16 protein-coding genes are annotated in these 17,909 nt (G+C 36.0%); 6 read left to right on the top strand and 10 right to left on the bottom strand.

The window, feature by feature from the left end:
* Positions 1-234 precede the first annotated feature (234 nt).
* The gene (gene def, locus ACQKOF_RS00210) at positions 235-792 is read left to right on the top strand and encodes a peptide deformylase (RefSeq protein WP_427552508.1); all 558 of its coding nucleotides are present in this window, start codon (positions 235-237) and stop codon (positions 790-792) included.
* A 133-nt stretch (positions 793-925) separates the two neighbouring features.
* Here the strand turns inward: def and phnX are convergent, their stop codons facing one another.
* Entirely contained in the window at positions 926-1,693 is a 768-nt protein-coding gene (phnX, locus tag ACQKOF_RS00205; protein WP_427552506.1) for a phosphonoacetaldehyde hydrolase, read from the bottom strand.
* Positions 1,694-1,742: 49 nt separating this feature from the next.
* On the opposite strand from phnX, the gene ACQKOF_RS00200 reads away from it, so the two are divergent.
* Entirely contained in the window at positions 1,743-1,940 is a 198-nt protein-coding gene (locus ACQKOF_RS00200) for a hypothetical protein (RefSeq protein WP_427553142.1), read from the top strand.
* 65 nt (positions 1,941-2,005) lie between these two features.
* On the opposite strand, the gene ACQKOF_RS00195 is transcribed toward ACQKOF_RS00200, so the two are convergent.
* A complete protein-coding gene (locus tag ACQKOF_RS00195) occupies positions 2,006-2,776 on the bottom strand; it encodes a Cof-type HAD-IIB family hydrolase (protein WP_427552504.1) in 771 nt (256 codons plus the stop codon).
* Between the two features lie 448 nt (positions 2,777-3,224).
* On the opposite strand from ACQKOF_RS00195, the gene ACQKOF_RS00190 reads away from it, so the two are divergent.
* Together ACQKOF_RS00190 and rnjA are read left to right on the top strand one after the other, a co-directional pair.
* Complete coding sequence (locus tag ACQKOF_RS00190) at positions 3,225-3,434, top strand: DNA-dependent RNA polymerase subunit epsilon (protein WP_427552502.1); 210 nt, start codon at positions 3,225-3,227, stop codon at positions 3,432-3,434.
* Positions 3,435-3,439: 5 nt separating this feature from the next.
* Positions 3,440-5,107: a ribonuclease J1 gene (gene rnjA / locus ACQKOF_RS00185; protein ID WP_427552500.1), complete on the top strand. Its 1,668-nt coding sequence runs from the start codon at positions 3,440-3,442 to the stop codon at positions 5,105-5,107.
* Positions 5,108-5,398: 291 nt separating this feature from the next.
* Here rnjA and ACQKOF_RS00180 read toward each other — a convergent pair whose 3' ends face one another.
* Positions 5,399-6,232, bottom strand: a complete 834-nt coding sequence (locus ACQKOF_RS00180) for a TetR/AcrR family transcriptional regulator (protein WP_427552498.1) — start codon at positions 6,230-6,232, stop codon at positions 5,399-5,401.
* A gap of 98 nt (positions 6,233-6,330) precedes the next feature.
* Here ACQKOF_RS00180 and ACQKOF_RS00175 point away from each other — a divergent pair, with 98 nt between their 5' ends.
* Complete coding sequence (locus ACQKOF_RS00175; RefSeq protein ID WP_427552496.1) at positions 6,331-9,420, top strand: efflux RND transporter permease subunit; 3,090 nt, start codon at positions 6,331-6,333, stop codon at positions 9,418-9,420.
* A gap of 305 nt (positions 9,421-9,725) precedes the next feature.
* Positions 9,726-10,280 carry a GNAT family N-acetyltransferase gene (locus tag ACQKOF_RS00170; RefSeq protein WP_427552494.1) on the top strand — a complete coding sequence of 185 codons (555 nt, stop codon included), beginning with the start codon at positions 9,726-9,728 and terminating at the stop codon, positions 10,278-10,280.
* Between the two features lie 41 nt (positions 10,281-10,321).
* On the opposite strand, the gene ACQKOF_RS00165 is transcribed toward ACQKOF_RS00170, so the two are convergent.
* The 7 genes from ACQKOF_RS00165 to ACQKOF_RS00135 all read right to left on the bottom strand — a co-directional run bounded on the left by ACQKOF_RS00165 (position 10,322) and on the right by ACQKOF_RS00135 (position 17,831).
* Positions 10,322-11,317, bottom strand: coding sequence for a S66 family peptidase (locus ACQKOF_RS00165; protein WP_427552492.1), 996 nt, complete (start codon positions 11,315-11,317; stop codon positions 10,322-10,324).
* Positions 11,318-11,333: 16 nt separating this feature from the next.
* Positions 11,334-11,828 (bottom strand): N-acetyltransferase family protein, encoded by a 495-nt coding sequence (locus ACQKOF_RS00160; protein WP_427552490.1) that lies wholly within the window; start codon positions 11,826-11,828, stop codon positions 11,334-11,336.
* 22 nt (positions 11,829-11,850) lie between these two features.
* Positions 11,851-12,042 (bottom strand): hypothetical protein, encoded by a 192-nt coding sequence (locus tag ACQKOF_RS00155; RefSeq protein WP_427552488.1) that lies wholly within the window; start codon positions 12,040-12,042, stop codon positions 11,851-11,853.
* A gap of 239 nt (positions 12,043-12,281) precedes the next feature.
* Positions 12,282-12,611, bottom strand: coding sequence for a hypothetical protein (locus tag ACQKOF_RS00150; protein WP_427552486.1), 330 nt, complete (start codon positions 12,609-12,611; stop codon positions 12,282-12,284).
* Positions 12,612-12,628: 17 nt separating this feature from the next.
* Positions 12,629-15,151 (bottom strand): bifunctional lysylphosphatidylglycerol flippase/synthetase MprF, encoded by a 2,523-nt coding sequence (mprF, locus tag ACQKOF_RS00145; protein ID WP_427552484.1) that lies wholly within the window; start codon positions 15,149-15,151, stop codon positions 12,629-12,631.
* A gap of 373 nt (positions 15,152-15,524) precedes the next feature.
* Positions 15,525-16,229 carry a response regulator gene (locus tag ACQKOF_RS00140; RefSeq protein ID WP_427552482.1) on the bottom strand — a complete coding sequence of 235 codons (705 nt, stop codon included), beginning with the start codon at positions 16,227-16,229 and terminating at the stop codon, positions 15,525-15,527.
* Positions 16,230-17,831: an ATP-binding protein gene (locus ACQKOF_RS00135; protein WP_427552480.1), complete on the bottom strand. Its 1,602-nt coding sequence runs from the start codon at positions 17,829-17,831 to the stop codon at positions 16,230-16,232.
* Between the last annotated feature and the right edge of the window lie 78 nt (positions 17,832-17,909).

The following is a 17,909-nucleotide window of genomic DNA, read 5'->3' as shown; positions in this document are numbered from 1 at the left end:
TTTATACTGTACCATTGATTAACAAGAACTGTAATATAACAACTTATTGAAAGTACACAATTATTAAGTTTCCCTACATGTTACCAATAGTAGAATGCCCCAGTTCTAGACAATCTAATAGCTATAGAAAAATTTTTTAAGTATATTCAAATAAGGTCTTTTTTCATGTGATTGTTTTAATTCGTGATGTATAATTATAAGTAAGCACTACAAAGTTGAAAGGAAGATTCATATATGATTTTAATGGATGATATTATTCGCGAAGGTCATCCGACTTTACGCACAAAAGCTGAAGAGGTTAAATTCCCTTTAACTGATGAAGTAAGACAGCTTGCAGAAAATATGCTTCAATACTTAATAAACAGCCAAGATCCTGAAATTGCAGATAAATATAATTTACGTAGCGGCATTGGATTAGCTGCCAATCAAGTAAATAGCCTACATCGAATGTTTGCCCTTCATTTAACAGATGAGAATGGCGAACAATTAAGTTTTGTTGCAATCAACCCAAAAATCGTTAGCCACTCTGTAGAAAACACATACCTTGCAGCGGGTGAGGGCTGCCTTTCTGTAGATCGCAATGTTCCAGGCTATGTACCACGTCATGCTCGCGTCACAGTTAAATTTAAAACAATTGACGGTGAAGAGAAAAAAATGCGACTTAAAGGCTTGCCTGCTATAGCCTTCCAACACGAATTAGACCACCTTAACGGCATTATGTTTTACGATCGCATCAATGAAAAAAATCCATTTGTGGAAATTCCAGATTCTATACCATATGAGCGCGATTAGGAGCACAGAAAGAAAGCAAACCCCTGCAGTTATTGTAAACTGCGGGGGTCTACTTTCTTTCCAACCTCGTTGCGATCTTCTATCCGTCACTGCCAATTTTCAATTAGTCTAAACTTAAATACCCCCATTATTTTTATGCATTAACTAATCCTCGTTCTAAACGTTCATTAACTTCTCCCAGCAGTGCGGGCAACTCTTTCATCGTTTGAATCGTATAATGTGCACCTGTTTCTTTAAATATTCGTGCTGTTTTTTCAATAGCTAGTCGCTGCTCTTCTTCAGATAACCCCATCTCAGAGCTTCCAACAATAACACCAACAGCCCATACGCCTGCATTTAGAGCCTCTTGAATATCTGAAGTTGTATCACCAATCTTCACAACTTGTTTCGTTGCCTTAATACCTAATGCCTCCATATATGGGTATGGGCGTCCTTTATCTCCTACTTGAGTAGGCGTTACTAAAAAATCAGGTTCATATCCTTTTGCCGTTGCATGTTGAGTCACTACCGCCATCATAGAGTCTGTATATCCCGTCGTAGAGCCAATACGAATACCCTCTTCTTTTAATCGCTGTACCGTTTCTTTCACATGCTGAATCGGATCTGTGTAAGTGGCTAATGATTCCATTAATTTTGAATCGAACTGCATATATAAAGCTAGGACATCCTGTTCCGTAAAATCTCGGCCATATTTTTGGTTCCAAGCTTCACGATTTCTAGGCATTTCGAGCATTGTACGAATATGATCAATTTTTAGCATCCCCATCGGTTTACGCGCTTCCTCTAGCGTTACCTTAATTCCCGCATCTTCAAAAACTGTAAGGAAAACATTCACAGGAGCAAAGCAACCAAAATCAACAGTTGTACCTGCCCAATCCAAAATAATCGCTTCAATCTTCATTGTTTATCACCGCCATATAATTTTCGATAACCTTACATAATGTAAACAAATTATAAATATTTCTCAAACTGTATATATAGCAGCGGACTCTTCGAAATTCAACAAAGATGTCGCTATTCAAGTTTGTCCAGTAAATGAGGTAGATATGATTATCACTGATTACGCACTCTCTAAAGACACTATCAATCATTTCACAGATGAAGGTGTACAGTTGAAACTTGTAAATACAAACAAAGACACTGAATAATTTACTAAATACAAAAGCAACTAGTTGTAGTCAATTCTTTACAACTAGTTGCTTCTTTAGCTTCTTTAGATAATATTTAATTGGCGCATGATTTTAGCAAGACCGTCCTCATCTACATGCTCGGCAATATGGGTAGCAACAGCCTTTACTCTCTCATGCCCATTCCCCATCGCTACGCCAGCCCCAACAGCCTGCAGCATTTCAATATCGTTGATACCATCCCCAAAAGCAATGGCATCATTTAATGTCAGCCCCATTTTCTTAAGGATCTTTTCAATACCAACAGCCTTAGAGCCTCCATTTGGTAAAATATCACAAGAATAACGATGCCAACGTACAAACTGCACGTTTGGAAATGCTTCACGATATAAATGTTCATCTTTTTCTTCCATAAAAATAAGTGTTTGATAGACATCGTTCTGCATATAATAAGTTGAGTCTATAGTTGGATACTGGTATTTTAATGTATTTAAGCTTTCTACTACCCTATCGTTATTTCCTACAGATGCAACCATTCGTTTGTCGTCTAAAAATACTACAGGTTCATTTCGCGCTTCACCAAAGGCAATGATTTTGGCTAGCTCGTCTTTCTCAACACCATTTGTATAGACAACTTCACCACGATAAACAACATATTGTCCGTTAAATGTCACATACGTATTAATATCTAACTCTTCTAGTAAGGATTGAATCATGAAAGGTCCACGTCCAGTTGCAATCGCTAGCTCATATCCATTACGACGAGCTTCAAAAAGCGCTTCTTTCGCAGAAGCAGGTAATATTTTCTCACTATTATAAAGTGTACCATCTACATCAAAAAATAATATTTTCTTCATCTTATAGTCCCCTTCATTATGTAATATGCTGCAAAGGTTAATAACTTTACAGAGGTAATATTTTTTGTTATAATAATCCTAAGGAGTGATGTGCCATGCTGAAGAAACTCAAACGGAAATTGTTGAAGCAACTTCGCGGCATACTCGGAAAAAAATCAATTGCCTAACATTTGCCCTTCATTATTTGAAGGGCTTTTCTTTATTTTAGAGTAACTGCGTGATAATATAAAGGAAATGCATTTATTTGGCTATGTGCAACCACTGTCTCATTGCTTTATTCAATTACACCTTGTTGTAATTACGTCTGGATTGTAGCATTGAGATACAAGAACTTCAAACGCCTAATTTCGTCCTTAGTATCTAGAAATTTGCTGTTTTTTCTTGTAGTACGTGCGTGGTATTAGTCAAAGGTGCAATAAAATTGTACGCAATAAAAGGAGAGCAAACTATGATTTACAAAGTTTATTATCAAGAAAATGCAAATGAAATTCCAGTTCGCGAAAATACTAAAAGTCTATACCTTGAAGCTGCTTCAGAACGCGAAGTACGTCAAAAGCTAAAAGACCGAAACTACAACATCGAGTTCGTTCAACTGCTTGAAGGTAACTATTTAGTCTACGAACAAGCAAGTCCGAACTTCATCTTGGAGGAAATTTAACAAACATGAAGTTTGTTAAAAATGACCAAGCAGCTGTTTTCGCACTCGGCGGACTGGGCGAAATCGGCAAAAACACTTACGGCGTTCAATTTCAAGATGAAATCATATTAATTGATGCCGGTATTAAATTCCCAGAAGACGACTTACTCGGCATTGACTATGTAATTCCGGATTACACGTATTTAGTACGCAACGCCGACAAAATTAAAGGATTATTTGTTACGCATGGACATGAAGACCATATTGGTGGTATTCCCTACTTATTACGTCAAGTAAATGTCCCTGTCTACGGTGGTAAGCTTGCACTTGGCTTATTACGCAATAAGTTAGACGAGCATGGCTTGCTACGTACTACAAAGCTTATCGAAATTAAAGAAGAGGATGTTATTAAGTTCAGAAAAACATCTGTTAGCTTCTTTAGAACAACACATAGTATTCCAGACGCATACGGTATTGTTGTTAAAACACCACCTGGTAACATCGTGCATACAGGTGACTTTAAATTTGACTTTACACCAGTAGGCGAGCCAGCCAACTTAACAAAAATGGCTGAAATCGGCCGTGATGGAGTACTGTGCTTGCTTTCAGATAGTACAAATGCAGAAAAGCCGAACTTCACAATGTCAGAGCGTACAGTCGGAAAAAGTATCGATGAAATTTTCCGTAAGGTTGATAGCCGTATTATTTTTGCAACTTTCGCGTCTAACATTCACCGTTTACAACAAGCAACAGATGCTGCAGTAAAATACGGAAGAAAAATTGCTGTCTTCGGACGTTCAATGGATAATGCCATTACAATTGGTCGTGAACTAGGCTATATTAATGCACCAAAGGATACATTTATTGATGCCCAAAGCATTAATCGTCTTCCAGCTAATGAAGTAATGATATTATGTACAGGCTCTCAAGGTGAACCGATGGCGGCTCTTTCTCGTATTGCCAATGGTACACATCGTCAAATCCAAATCCAGCCTGGTGATACAGTTATCTTCTCTTCTTCGCCAGTACCAGGAAATACAGTAAGTGTAAACAAGATCATCAACTTACTTTTCCGTGCTGGTGCAGAAGTTATTCATGGTGCACTTAATAATATCCATACTTCTGGTCACGGTTCTCAGGAAGAACAAAAATTGATGCTGCGCTTAATGAAGCCAAAATTCTTTATGCCGATTCACGGTGAATTCCGTATGTTGAAAATGCATACTCATCTAGCAGAAGATTGTGATGTTCCACTTAAAAACACATTCGTTATGGAGAATGGTGACGTGCTAGCATTAAGTGCCAACGAAGCACATGTAGCAGGTCGTATTCCTTCAGGAGACGTTTATATTGACGGCAATGGTATTGGAGATATCGGCAATATCGTATTACGTGATCGACGCATTCTTTCTGAAGAAGGTTTAGTGATCGTTGTTGTCAGTGTGGATATGGAAAATCAAAAAATTGTTTCCGGCCCAGACATTATTTCACGAGGCTTTGTTTACATGCGTGAGTCAGGTACGATGATTAATGAAGCGCAAAAAATGTTAAACCGTCACCTGAACGAGACAATTCAAGGCAAAACGCCTCAATGGACTGAGCTAAAAAATGAAATCACTGACGTATTAGGACCATATTTATTTGAAAAAACAAAACGTCGCCCTATGATTTTACCGATTATTATGGAGGTCTAACCTCATTAAAAAAACTACGCAAAATTGCGTAGTTTTTTAATTTTCGTTTTTTCGAAACCTCCTTGTTCTTTTTTTCGTATATATTATAACGACTCTATTGTAGCAATCAATTCTAATCACCTAGACCATTACATAATTGCCACTAAACACTTCAATTTTTCGTACAACCATTTTTTAATCTCCATCAATTTCGATTTGGCGAAATTTTAGCTATCACACAGAAAATATCTTCTGAATGAAGATAAAAGAGGATCCACCCGATAGAGTAACCAATCAATCCTATCCTTATGCCTAAATATTAAAGTATTTAGCTATTACATAAGCAACCCAACTATAATCTCGCTTTAAGCGTATGTTTTCAATTAAACCTTTTAAAATCGGTTTACTATAGGTTGGATTTTCAACTTGGTATTTTAATAATTCTAGAGACTCGCGTTCTATAGTATCTTCTATGCCATCTAGATGTTGGTCGATTAAACCTAGCAAAGATTCCTGTGAAAGTTCTTCATTACAAGGTTTTGCTGTTAATTGAACGAGCTCTTCGGTTATAAAAGGAATTGTCGTATGCCGTGCAATTATTTCCGTCTTTTCAGCTAGAGATTTAGCCAATTGATCTAAATCGAGTGGTATATCAGAAAAAATAAAAAGTTCTGAATAACTTTTCATAAACCCTTTAATGCAATACATGACATCATATTTTGTTTCGTGGAGTTCATCCTGATATAGCTGCTCCAGCATATAGATGATCGACTTAGACATCTCGACATCATAGGCAATTATTTTCTGAAACAACTCTTTTTTTGTAAGAAGTACTTTCTCATTAAAAAACACACGGGCAGATGCGGCATGGTTTTTAAACGCTTGAAAAATACTTTTGTAAAATTCAACTAATATGATATCTTTACTAAGCGAACTTCTGACTACTTGGTCAACGTCAGTAACAAACTGTTGCAGATAATATTCTACCATGGAAATTAGAAGCTCGTCTTTTGTTTTGAAAGATAAATAAAATGCACCTTTTGAAATTCCACATCTTTCTGTAATTTGTTGTACAGATGTAGCTTCAAAGCCTTGTTCTGAGAATAGCTCCAATGCTTTCTCCATAATAAGTTGCTTTTTTAACATACTTTTAATTCTCTCCTAGTGTATTTCATTGACAAATGACCGATTAGTCATTAGTATAAATAACGAAATCTAGTTAGTCAATAAGGGTAGGTGTGAAGGTGAAAGGTTTAGTTAATTTCGTATTGAAAAACAAATTGGCAGTGTGGTTATTAACAATTATCATCACTGTCTCTGGTATTTATTCAGGTACAAGAATGAAGATGGAATCCATACCTGATATTTCTATACCATATTTAATTGTAATGGGTGTTTATCCTGGCGCAACACCTGAACAGATCATGAATGAGCTTTCCATTCCATTTGAAAAGTCAATAGAAAGCTTAGAAGATGTAAAGGCAGTTTACTCATCATCCTCTTCAAACGTAGCACAAGTTCAAGTTGAATATGATTACGGGATTGATATGGATGCGAAAAAGCGCCAATTAGAGTCCGCTTTAGATAGTATAAAATTACCTGAAGGTGCTCAAAAGCCACAAATTATGGCAATTAGCATGAATATGATGCCTGTTGTCGGTTTATCGGTTAGTAGCTCTAAGGAAGATATTGTTGGATTAACGTCAACAGTAGAAAACATCCTACTTCCTAAAATCGAAAAAATTGATGGCGTTGCTTCAGCAACTATCAATGGTCAGCACATTAATGAAGTATCATTTAAATATGATAAAGCAAAAATGGCTGCTCTTGGCTTAACAGAGGATTCTGTCAAGCAAATGATTCAAGCAAGTGATATGTCACTATCACTTGGTTTATATCAATTTACTGTTGGTGAAGAAGCAGTTTCAGTAGACGGTAAAGTTAAATCTATCGATGAGTTAAAAGACTTATTAATCCCAGTCACACCTTCAGCTACAAATCCTTCACCATTCGTGCGCTTAGGCGATATTGCAACGATTGATGTAGAAGGTAAAGTACAATCTGTATCACGTACAAATGGCAAAGATGCGATTGCGATTCAAATCGTTAAAGGTCAAGATGCAAATACGGTAACAGTCGTAAATGCAGTGAAAGATTTAATGAAAGACGAAGAAAAATCATTAGACGGCTTAAAAGTGGATATCTCACTTGACCAAGGTAAACCGATTGAAGATTCAGTCTACACAATGATTGAAAAAGCAGTATTCGGTGGTGCCATTGCCGTATTAATTATCCTACTATTCTTACGTGATTTCAAATCAACAATTATTTCGATTATTTCTATCCCAGTTTCAGTATTCATGGCATTACTACTATTAAACTGGATGGATATCACATTAAACATTATGACTCTCGGTGCGATAACCGTGGCGATTGGTCGTGTCATCGATGACTCAATTGTAGTTGTTGAAAATATTTATCGACGTATCCATTTAAAAGAAGAAAAACTAACAGGTCGTGCTCTTATTCGTGAAGCGACAATTGAAATGTTCAAACCAATCCTTTCTTCTACATTAGTAACTGTAGCAGTTTTCGCCCCACTAATGTTTGTAGGCGGTATGGTTGGTGAATTATTCATGCCGTTTGCGTTAACAATGTCATTTGCGCTAGGTGCTTCATTAATAGTGGCGATTACAATAGTTCCAGCTTTATCTCACTTCCTATTCCGTAAAAAAATATACGGTGAGAAAAAAGAAAGTCAACATAAAGAAGTTGGTAAACTAGCTCTTTGGTATAAAGGTGTATTATTGAAAGCATTAAATCATAAAATCATTACATCAGTTATAGCGATTGTATTGCTTGTTGGTTCTCTTGCTTTAACACCACTTATTGGCTTCAGTTTCATGGGCTCACAAGAAGATAAGGTTATGTACTTAACGTATACTCCTGGTACAGGCGAGCTAATGAAAGATACAGAAGCAAATGTTGCAAAAGTAGAAAAAGAATTAATGAAACGTAAAGACGTTAATATTTTACAAGTTTCGATCAATGACCCTAAACATGTTGATCCTTCGGCAATGATGATGGGTGGCGGTGCTGGTGGTGCCTTAATGTACCTCATCTTCGATCCAGATATGAAGGACTTCCCTGAAGCACGTAGTGAAGTTGAAGACTATGTAACTAACATCGGTCAATCAGGAGCATGGAAATCTCAAAACTTCTCATCAATGTCGTCGTCTTCAAATGAAGTAAGTTACACATTATATAGTGAAGATCTAGATAATCTTCGCAAAGCAGTGAAACAAGTGGAAGGTGCATTAAAAGAAGTTAATGGTTTAGAAGACATTAAGTCTGATAATGAAGATCCATTTGTTGAGCATGTCCTAAAAGTAGATCAAAAGAATGTTCTACAATACGGATTAACTACTGCTCAAATTGTAATGGCTTTAAATGAAAATACATCACCAGAAGTTTTAACTAAAGTTCAGTATGATGGTGACGATATTGATGTTATTGTACAACATGAAGAAAAAGCTGCGGCCAAATCTATTGATGATGTTTTAGCTACTAAAATCCAAACAGCTTTAGGCACAACAATGACAATCGGCGAGTTAGTAAAAGTAGAAGAAGGCACTACATTAAACAAATTATCTCGCTCAAAAGGTGAATATTTCGCAAAAGTTTCTGGTACGATTATCGGTGACGATATTTCAAAAGCAACTTCAGCGGCTGATAAAAAAATCAATAAATTAGATTTACCTAAAGGTGTAACGACTGGCGTTGGAGGTGTTGCTGCAGATATGCAAGAAACATTCACGAAGCTTGGAATTGCAATGTTAGCTGCAATTGCTATCGTTTACTTCATCCTAGTAGTAACATTCGGTGAAGGTTTAGCACCATTTGCTATCCTGTTCTCACTACCATTCGCAGTAATTGGTGCATTTGTCGGCTTGTTCGTCACAGGTCAAACAATTTCTGTTTCTGTTATGATGGGACTATTAATGCTGATCGGTATCGTTGTGACAAACGCCATCGTATTAGTAGACCGCATTATCCATATGGAACGTGACGGACTTGCTATGCGCGAGGCCATTTTAGAGGCAGGTGCAACTCGTTTACGTCCAATCCTAATGACTGCCATAGCAACAATCGGTGCGATGATTCCAATGGCACTTGGTAATGGTGGTAGTGGTCTAATTTCAAAAGACCTAGCGATTACCGTAATCGGTGGTTTACTATCTTCAACACTATTAACATTATTAGTTGTACCAATCGTTTATGAAATGCTATCTAAAATGTTAAAGAAAAACCGAAAAGATATTGAAGAAGATTAATAAATACTTTTAAAAATAAGAGGCTGGGACATAACTAATTAGCTCTTTGCGAAAGCCGAATTACTTTCAAATAAATTAAGCACTGTATTTAGAAAACCCGAACAATGGCAAAACACCGTATGAGTGTCTTGCAAATTTGTTCGGGTTTTACTTTAGCTAAAATACTTTTGTCCCAGCCTCTTTATTTTTTATAGAAAATATACGATAAGCGCGCCCCACTCACTTTGTAATAATACGCTCTATCATAAAAGGCAAGTCTTGCTATAATTAATACTAAGACGGTTTCATAATGAAGGGAGAGTTTTATGAGCGATTTAAAACAAGCAGTGCCTGTTTTAAAAACTGAAAGATTAACATTAAGGCCAGTTACACTGAATGACGTAGAAGCCATATTTCATTATGCTTCCAGTGAACATGTAGCTCGTTATGTGACATGGGACGCACATAAAAGTTTAGATGAAACAAAGGATTTTATTGCATTGATTTTAACCGGTTATCAACAAGGTCAACACTTGTTTTGGGGTATTGAATATGAGCAAAAATTGATTGGCACCATTGACTTCGTTTCAATTAACGAAACACATAAATTTGCGGAGATTGGTTATGTTCTTTCTGAAGCTTATTGGAATAAAGGGATAACGACTGAAGCGGCAAAAAAACTAATCGATTTTGGCTTTAAGGAATTAGGATTAGTGCGAATTCAAGCTCGATGCTTTGAGGAGAATATTGGTTCTCAAAAAGTGATGGAAAAATCAGGTATGCTTTTCGAGGGTATTTTACGAAAAAGTATGTTTGTTAAGGGAATTCATCAAAATGTGAAAATGTATGCTATTACAGACGATGACTATGTTAATTCATAATTGGACTAAGCCCTGCAAAAAATCAGCAGGGCTTATTTAATTTACAACCATTTCTCAATACAATAGACTTTTTTGGCCGTGGCATCTAATCTTACTAGTTTTCCTACAGCAATTGGATGCATCGGGTGAGTATGGCAAATATCAAATTCTGCTAAAATCGGGATATCAATGCCGTCTAACTGTTCAAGGAGTATTTCATATGGTTTACGCCCAGTCCCTAAATCATCATAGCGTTCATGCTTACCTAAAATAATGCCACTTATTTTTTCAAATACTCCATGTAATTTCAGCATCGCAAAATTTTTCTCAACGATAGCTGTATTTTTAGCGCAATCTTCTATTAATAAGATATCTCCATCATTAATTATCGGGAAATAAGAAGTACCAATAAATCCATACATAGCATTTACATTGCCACCAATTAATCTACCTTCAGTAACTCCTTCTTGAACCGTCAACCATTCATTCTTATATAACTTTTTTTCCACCGTTTTTTCTAGCCAATTGACAGGTTCATCTGACCAATATGTAGGGATTGGAATTTCGTAAGATAATGATTGCGATTTAAAAAAGTAGTTCTCGAAGAATTGATATGTATCATTAACTAATGGCTCAAACTCACCAAAGGAAGGAACTAAAGCTGGACCATAAAAAGTTGTAATTCCTGTTTTTGCGTAAAGCGCGAGTAAAATCGCTGTTGCATCAGAATAACCAACAACGATTTTTGGATTACTTTGAAACGCCTCATAGTCGATGTATGGCAGCATACTATTTGAATTTGTACCACCGATTGTCGCCATGATGATGTGGACGTTTGGATTTCGTAGTAATTCATTTAATTCTTCAGCACGCTCTTTTGGAGTACCAGAACGATAAATATCAGATTTACCAGTTAGACTTCCTTCAATTAAGTTTATATTTCTTTGTTCAAGAAAAGCTTTTGCACGCTTATATCGAGAAAGGGCACTGACGGATGCTGGCGATGATGGAGAAAAAATACCAATATTGATACTGCTACTGCTTCTTATTGGATTCATTTAGATACTCCTTTTTTTACAATAATTTTGACATACAATATTCATCCATGTATTCCCCATCAACATATAAGGAATGTCTTTTAGCCCCCTCAATTTCAAATCCCATTTTTTCATATAATGCTACACCTGCAGTGTTGTTCGCCATTACTGTCAGTTCCAAGCGATACATGCCCTTTTCTTTTGCCCAATCGTTTAGGTAACTGAATAATGCCGTGCCAATTTTCTGGCCTCTATAATCACTATGAATACCTACGACAATATTGGCTCGATGGGCTATTCTAGATGGGCTATTACCTTGAACAATTAAATAACCAACTACTTTCTTTTCTATTTCAGCTATAAATAAAGCTGAATGACTGTTATTGTGAATATTCTCGATAAATTTAGTAAATTGTTCCGTCTCTAACTTTCGTTCACCAGGCCCGAATAACATTAAATTAGACTCTTCCGCATTTTTTATGACAGCTATGATCTGTTCAGCATCTTCACGTATTGCCTCTCTTATTAACATCTTTATCGAACTCCTTTCTTTATCAATTATGCCTTGGCATAATTGCGTCCGGAATCGGCTTTGTGCTTAGGCCTGCACGATGCAGGTCAGTCATACGGGCTTCTGGTAAGGTGCTCGCTAATGCTGCGTACATTTCTTTACGTTCACCAAGCGCAGGTATCGCAATTATTACCTCTTTATTCTGAAATGCATTGTATTGTATATAATTTTTCACGGTACTATACCTCCCCTAATTCACTTACCGTTTGAGCCTTTCTCCGCCTCATAAAGGTTCTATATACAAAAATTTGTACTTATCACCACCTATCTCAAAACTAAAATTTTCTCTATTATTACAAAGCTCCAATGGAAAATCAAATACAAAATTACATTTTTTACATATATTTTATTTCATCGTGTAATGAAGCCCAATAAATACTATTTGGAATACCGAATACCACATTCATAATGTTTTCAAGCGATGTTCGATACTTTATCAGCGATTCTAGCTTTTTTATCAGCGATGTTCGATGTTTTATCAGCGATTCCGGCTCTTTTATCAGCGATGTTCGATGTTTTATCAGCGATTCCGGCTCTTTTATCAGCGATGTCCGGCGTTCCGGCCCTTATCTTTCTTCTGACTATAAAAATCCATAATAAAAAAAGATGCATTGCAAAGTAATTTTGCAATGCATCTTCTTTTGGATTGGCCGAGCGAATACTTTCGTCTAAATAATTATGTTTGTACGACCAGCATTTAATTAAAATGATTATTGAGCTTCCCACTCTTCTCTTAGCAAGCAAAGTAAGAACTCGGCTATCTATTTTCTCTTTTTGCCAATTAATAACGTGACTTGTGCCATTGTAAAAGGCAATGAAGATTTTTTTCGATACGCTATATACTTTGGCTCCCAAAAATCTGCATATTTTAATTTAAAGTTTTTTAATCCTTTAAAATGGTAGAAGTGCTGGCCATGTAAAAATATTTGTGCTGCAATTTTTTCACTCAAAAAGGAATACCTAGACTGTCCTACATTTGATAATGGCGACATCCCCATATTAAAAACGCGATAGCCTTCTGCTTTTGCCCATTCAAAGAGCGACAGGAAAATGAAATCCATCGTTCCAGACGGTGCTCCCGGCTTAAAACGCATGAGATCTACTGAGAGTCTTTCGTCATTATCGTACATTGGCATGAGACTGGCAAAGCCAATAACCCCTTCTGCACCACGTAAAGCGGCAATGTTAGAAGTGCTTAAATAGTGTTCATCAAAAAAGCCAAGAGAAAAACCTTTTTCTGACCTTCCCTGCAACCATTTCGTTGATACTTCTTGCAATTCATTCATTAATTCCTGTGAGTAAGGGGGGCTTACTACTTCAACTGTAAAATTTTCTCGTTCAAATTTATTTTTTACAGCTCGACGTCCCTTCATTCCTTTACCAGTAAGTGTAAACTTATCTAAATCTACAAAAGCTTGCTCGCCAAGCTTAAAAAAACTATACCCATGCTCATGTAATGAAGGGAAAATTTTATTGTTAATTTCATAAAAGATTGGTGTATAACCATGCTTATCTGCCATTTCCAAAAACTCCTGAATAGCAGATAAAAAATCAGATTCATTTCCCACTGGATCTCCTAGTACAACGATCTTATCAGCAAATATTTGATAAGAAAATAAAACTGTACCTTTTTTATTCCAATGTACATATTTGTCATGTAAAAAAATTAAATGTGAATACTCCGTCCCTTTATAGGTCATCAAATGATTTTTGATGATCTCTTCTTGCTCACTTGATAAAAGCTTTTCCATTTTCTTAGGTGCGCGGATAAAATAGCCTATATAAAAAATGACAATTGCTATTAGGATGCCAATTACTGCACTATAAAATAGGTCTCGGTAATCTGTAATGATGTATTCCTGTAGAGCGGCTGGAATACGAATTTTGGAAGAAGGCAAGTTCACATAACCAATCAATACATACATCGCTGTAATGATTGTCACTGCAGCAAGGTCAATCAAAACGATTCCCCATGTTAAAACGTAACTTTCACGGTAAAATTGTTTTTTTGAGGCAATTAACAGCCCTGCGACAATCAGTAAAAAAATAGCTTCTTCATAGTCCAAGCCTTTAAAAATTGAAAATATTGCGGAACTACTTAGCACTATAAGACTAAGCTGATATGCCCTTTTTACTTTATATTTAATCCCCCTACATAACCCTAAGAGAATAAAACCAGCTGCAACAGTTAGTTGATGAGAGACATGCATGATTGGCGAAGATAAAAATTCTTGAGCTATTTTTAGTCGACTTAAAATACCCGGAACCGATGCTGAGAGCAATAATACAATGCCAGAGAGAAATACCAATATCGTTAATAACATGTGACTCAGCTTCTGAAGAATAACATTTGGCAAGTCATCCCATGATTGATTCCAACGTTTCCAATATTCTTTTACAAATAAAAGAGAAGAGACCAAAAATGGAAGCACAAAGTAGCCAATCCGGTACAAAATTAATAAAAAAAGAACCTTTTCATCAGCGATTCCTAAGCTTTGAGTCCCCCATAAAAAAACAAGGTCAAATGAGCCAACTCCACCAGGTATCATACTGACAATTCCCGCACAGGAAGCAATTAGAAATACGGGAATTAATCCGGATAATTCTATTGGTATCTTTAAAATAAAAGTTAATATCCAGATAACTAAAAAGACCGCAAGCCATTCAGTTACTGAAGTTGCAATCAATTGAAGAGAAATCTTTGGATTTATAGAACCTGATTTTTTATTGCGAATGATGAGCATAGCAATAAAAATTGGAACATATAAGCTGACAAGAATAACTGCTATCTTTAACCATCGTACTTCTTTTAACATTGGGAAGTCCCAAAAGAATATATACATAATCCAGGCTAACAGCGAAATTCCTGTTAAATAAAAGAGTGTTACGGAGGCAATGCTTTTTAACAAGTCTTCCTTATCCTCTTTATATTTCGAATAGAAATAATTACGCAGAAATACGCCAACTAAACCACCAAAGCCAATAAGATTTGAGAAGGTATTCACAATAAATGAATGATTCAGCAAAATACGATTGTTTATTTTGATTCCTAACATTTTCACTAAAATAACATCATAAAAAATCATCGGTGTAATAGCACAGAAGGTGATAAAAAGAATAAATAAGAGCTTCCATATCTGCAATTCATTGACTTCTTTCTGAAGCAAATGAACATCTATCCCACTTATCGTTTGTAGAATTTCATAAATTGCTATTGCTAAAAGTGCTATTGGAAATAGAATTTTCAAAAATTTAAATAGCGACTCTTTTCGAACGTTGAACATGTATTAAACCTACTCCCCATATGCTTTCTTGAAACTTTATACGTCTGTTCATTGACAGCAGATTCTTTTTAGATAAAAAAATCCTCTTAAAACAATATACCATTATTGTAACGTATTCTCTGTTATATGTATCGTCAAAGCAAGTTTGTCTCTCGGGTTAAAGCATATTTTATTCTCTCTTTTTGAGTCTATTTTTCTCTATACCCTTTCTTCCAAGAATCTAATCCGTATATTGGTGAGAAACCAAAAACAAAAAGGTGCCCTATAAAAGATGTATTAAACAGCTTTATAAGACAACCAATTCAGATTAGAGGAGGGAGACTTCTGTACCTGTCGCTACGCTTTCGGTACAGAAAATAATTGCTGAAAGAAGTTAAATATAATATCGATGGATAGGACGTCCCACACTGCCATATTGTATATCCACCTTTAATAAATTTTGTTTTTCTAAAAAATCCAAGTAACGTCGAGCTGTTACACGAGCCGTTCCAATATACGTGGACACTTCTTCCGCTGATACGGCTTCGTTACTCTCTTGAATAAAGGCAAGTACCTTGTCTAATGTTGCTCGGTTAAAACCCTTTGGTAGCTCGTCAATTATGATTGTCTCAGTGATTGGAGGAACAACTATTTGCTCAGGGATACGTTGCTGCATTAGATGATCCACATCATGCTGTGTTAGATCTTGCATACCACTTATTTTCTTTCTATAAGCTTGATAATTCTTTAAAGTTTGTTCAATTCGTTCAAACGTAAAAGGTTTCATAATATAATCATAGACGCCTAGGTGTAAAATTCGCTGCACAGTAGACATATCATTCGCAGCAGTTACGGCAATAACATCAACTGGAATATGTTCTTCACGAATTTTTCCTAGCGTAATAATACCATCCTGCTCTGGCATAAAAATATCCATAAAGACAAGTTCAGGGTTTAATTGTTTAATCTTCTCTACCCCTTCTATCCCATTACTAGCATAGCCTATCAGTGAAAATCCTTTGATTTGCTCAATAAATTGCCTGTTCACTTCTCGTACCATCGGATCATCTTCAATTAATAACACATTTATTACATCCATCTACTCTTCCCCTAACTCGAATAAGATTAAGAAACTTGTCCCTTTCATAAATTCACTAACTACCTCAATATCGCCATTACCTTTTCTTACGATTTCATGTATTAGATGCAAGCCAATACCGCGATTCTCACTTGCCTTTGTAGAAAATCCATTTTCAAACATACGAGCTTGCACCCCTTCAGACATCCCGATTCCATTATCAGAAACAGCAATTGCTAGCACACCGTCATGCTCATCTACAGAAATCGCTACATATTTATCATCCTTTGAAAGAACATTTAGCGCTTCAAATGCATTTTCAATTAAATTTCCTAACAAGACGACAAAATCGTGGTGATCTAATAATGGTGGAAAGCGTTTAAAATGACTTTTTCGATCGATTTCTACTTGTATGCCTAATTCCTTGCCATAACTAACTTTACTTAGCAATAATCCTGAAATATTTTCATTATGAAAGCGTTCATTCAAAAACTTCGTTAAAGAAGCTTCATTTTCGGTAGTAGCTGTAACGTATTCAAGTGCCTGCTTTGTATGTCCCAATTGCAGAAGTCCTGCAATAGTATGAAGCTTATTTTTATGCTCATGTGTTTGTACACGCAGTGCTTGCACAAATGCTTTAACACCTGTTACTTCTTCCGCAAGCTTTTTCACTGCTGTTAAATCTTTAAACATAGCAACTGCTCCAACTAACTCACCATTTACAATAATCGGGACACGATTACTCAAAATACTATGATGATTGATGTAGAGCTCTTGATTGTATACTGGTGTTGCTGTTTCAACAATTTCAGGCAATCGTGTGTCAGGTAAAACATCATAAATCTTTTCCCCGATACAATCCTCTATCTTTCTAGTAACTCCTAATATATCAGCTGCTTTTTCATTAAAAATTGTAATATTCATTCCTTTATCGACCGCTATAATGCCTTCATGCATAGCATTGAACGTTTCTGTTCGTTCCACATACATCTTTGCAATCTCATGAGGCTCAAGCCCAAACATTTGCTTTTTAATATGTCGGCCAAGTGTATATGCCCCCCAAATACTAAAAACAAGCGATATAAGAAAAGTTATAAAAATTTCATGCTCATAATTTTGCAACATTTCTATAAAAGTTGGCAGTGAATACCCTACAACGACAATACCTACTTGTTCTTTTTTGTCATCAATGATGGGGACGAAAGCTCGAATCATTACACCGGCTTCCCCTTGCGCCTTCGATACATAATAATGCTCACTAAAGGAAGCATTTAAATCCTGTGATTCACTACGCTGCCCTATTTCTTTACTAACTGGGTGAGATAGTTTAATACGATCCATATTCATTACAACAATATACTCTGCTTTATTAACAACACGAATTCCATCTACAATTTTATTGACATTTTTCGCCGCTTCTTTAATATTGTCATTTTTCAAATGCATACTGATTTCTGGCACATTTGATACAGTCCGCGCAACGAGCATAGCACGCTGACCAAACTCCTTTTCTTGCTCAGTTAAGAGGTTTCCAAGTACAAAAATGCCACCAAGTAAAAAGGAGAATGCAATGATTAAAAATGTCACTAACAGGATTTTGCCGTTTACAGGCATTTTTATCATTTAATATTCCTTCCTTTCCAAATTTGCATTTCACTATTAGAAAAGCTTAATGGGCGGATTTTACTCAGGCTCAGAATG

It is taken from the genome of Lysinibacillus sp. NPDC093190 (assembly GCF_050280425.1).
Lineage (GTDB): Bacteria > Bacillota > Bacilli > Bacillales_A > Planococcaceae > Lysinibacillus.
This window is presented reverse-complemented; position numbering and strand designations above follow the sequence as displayed.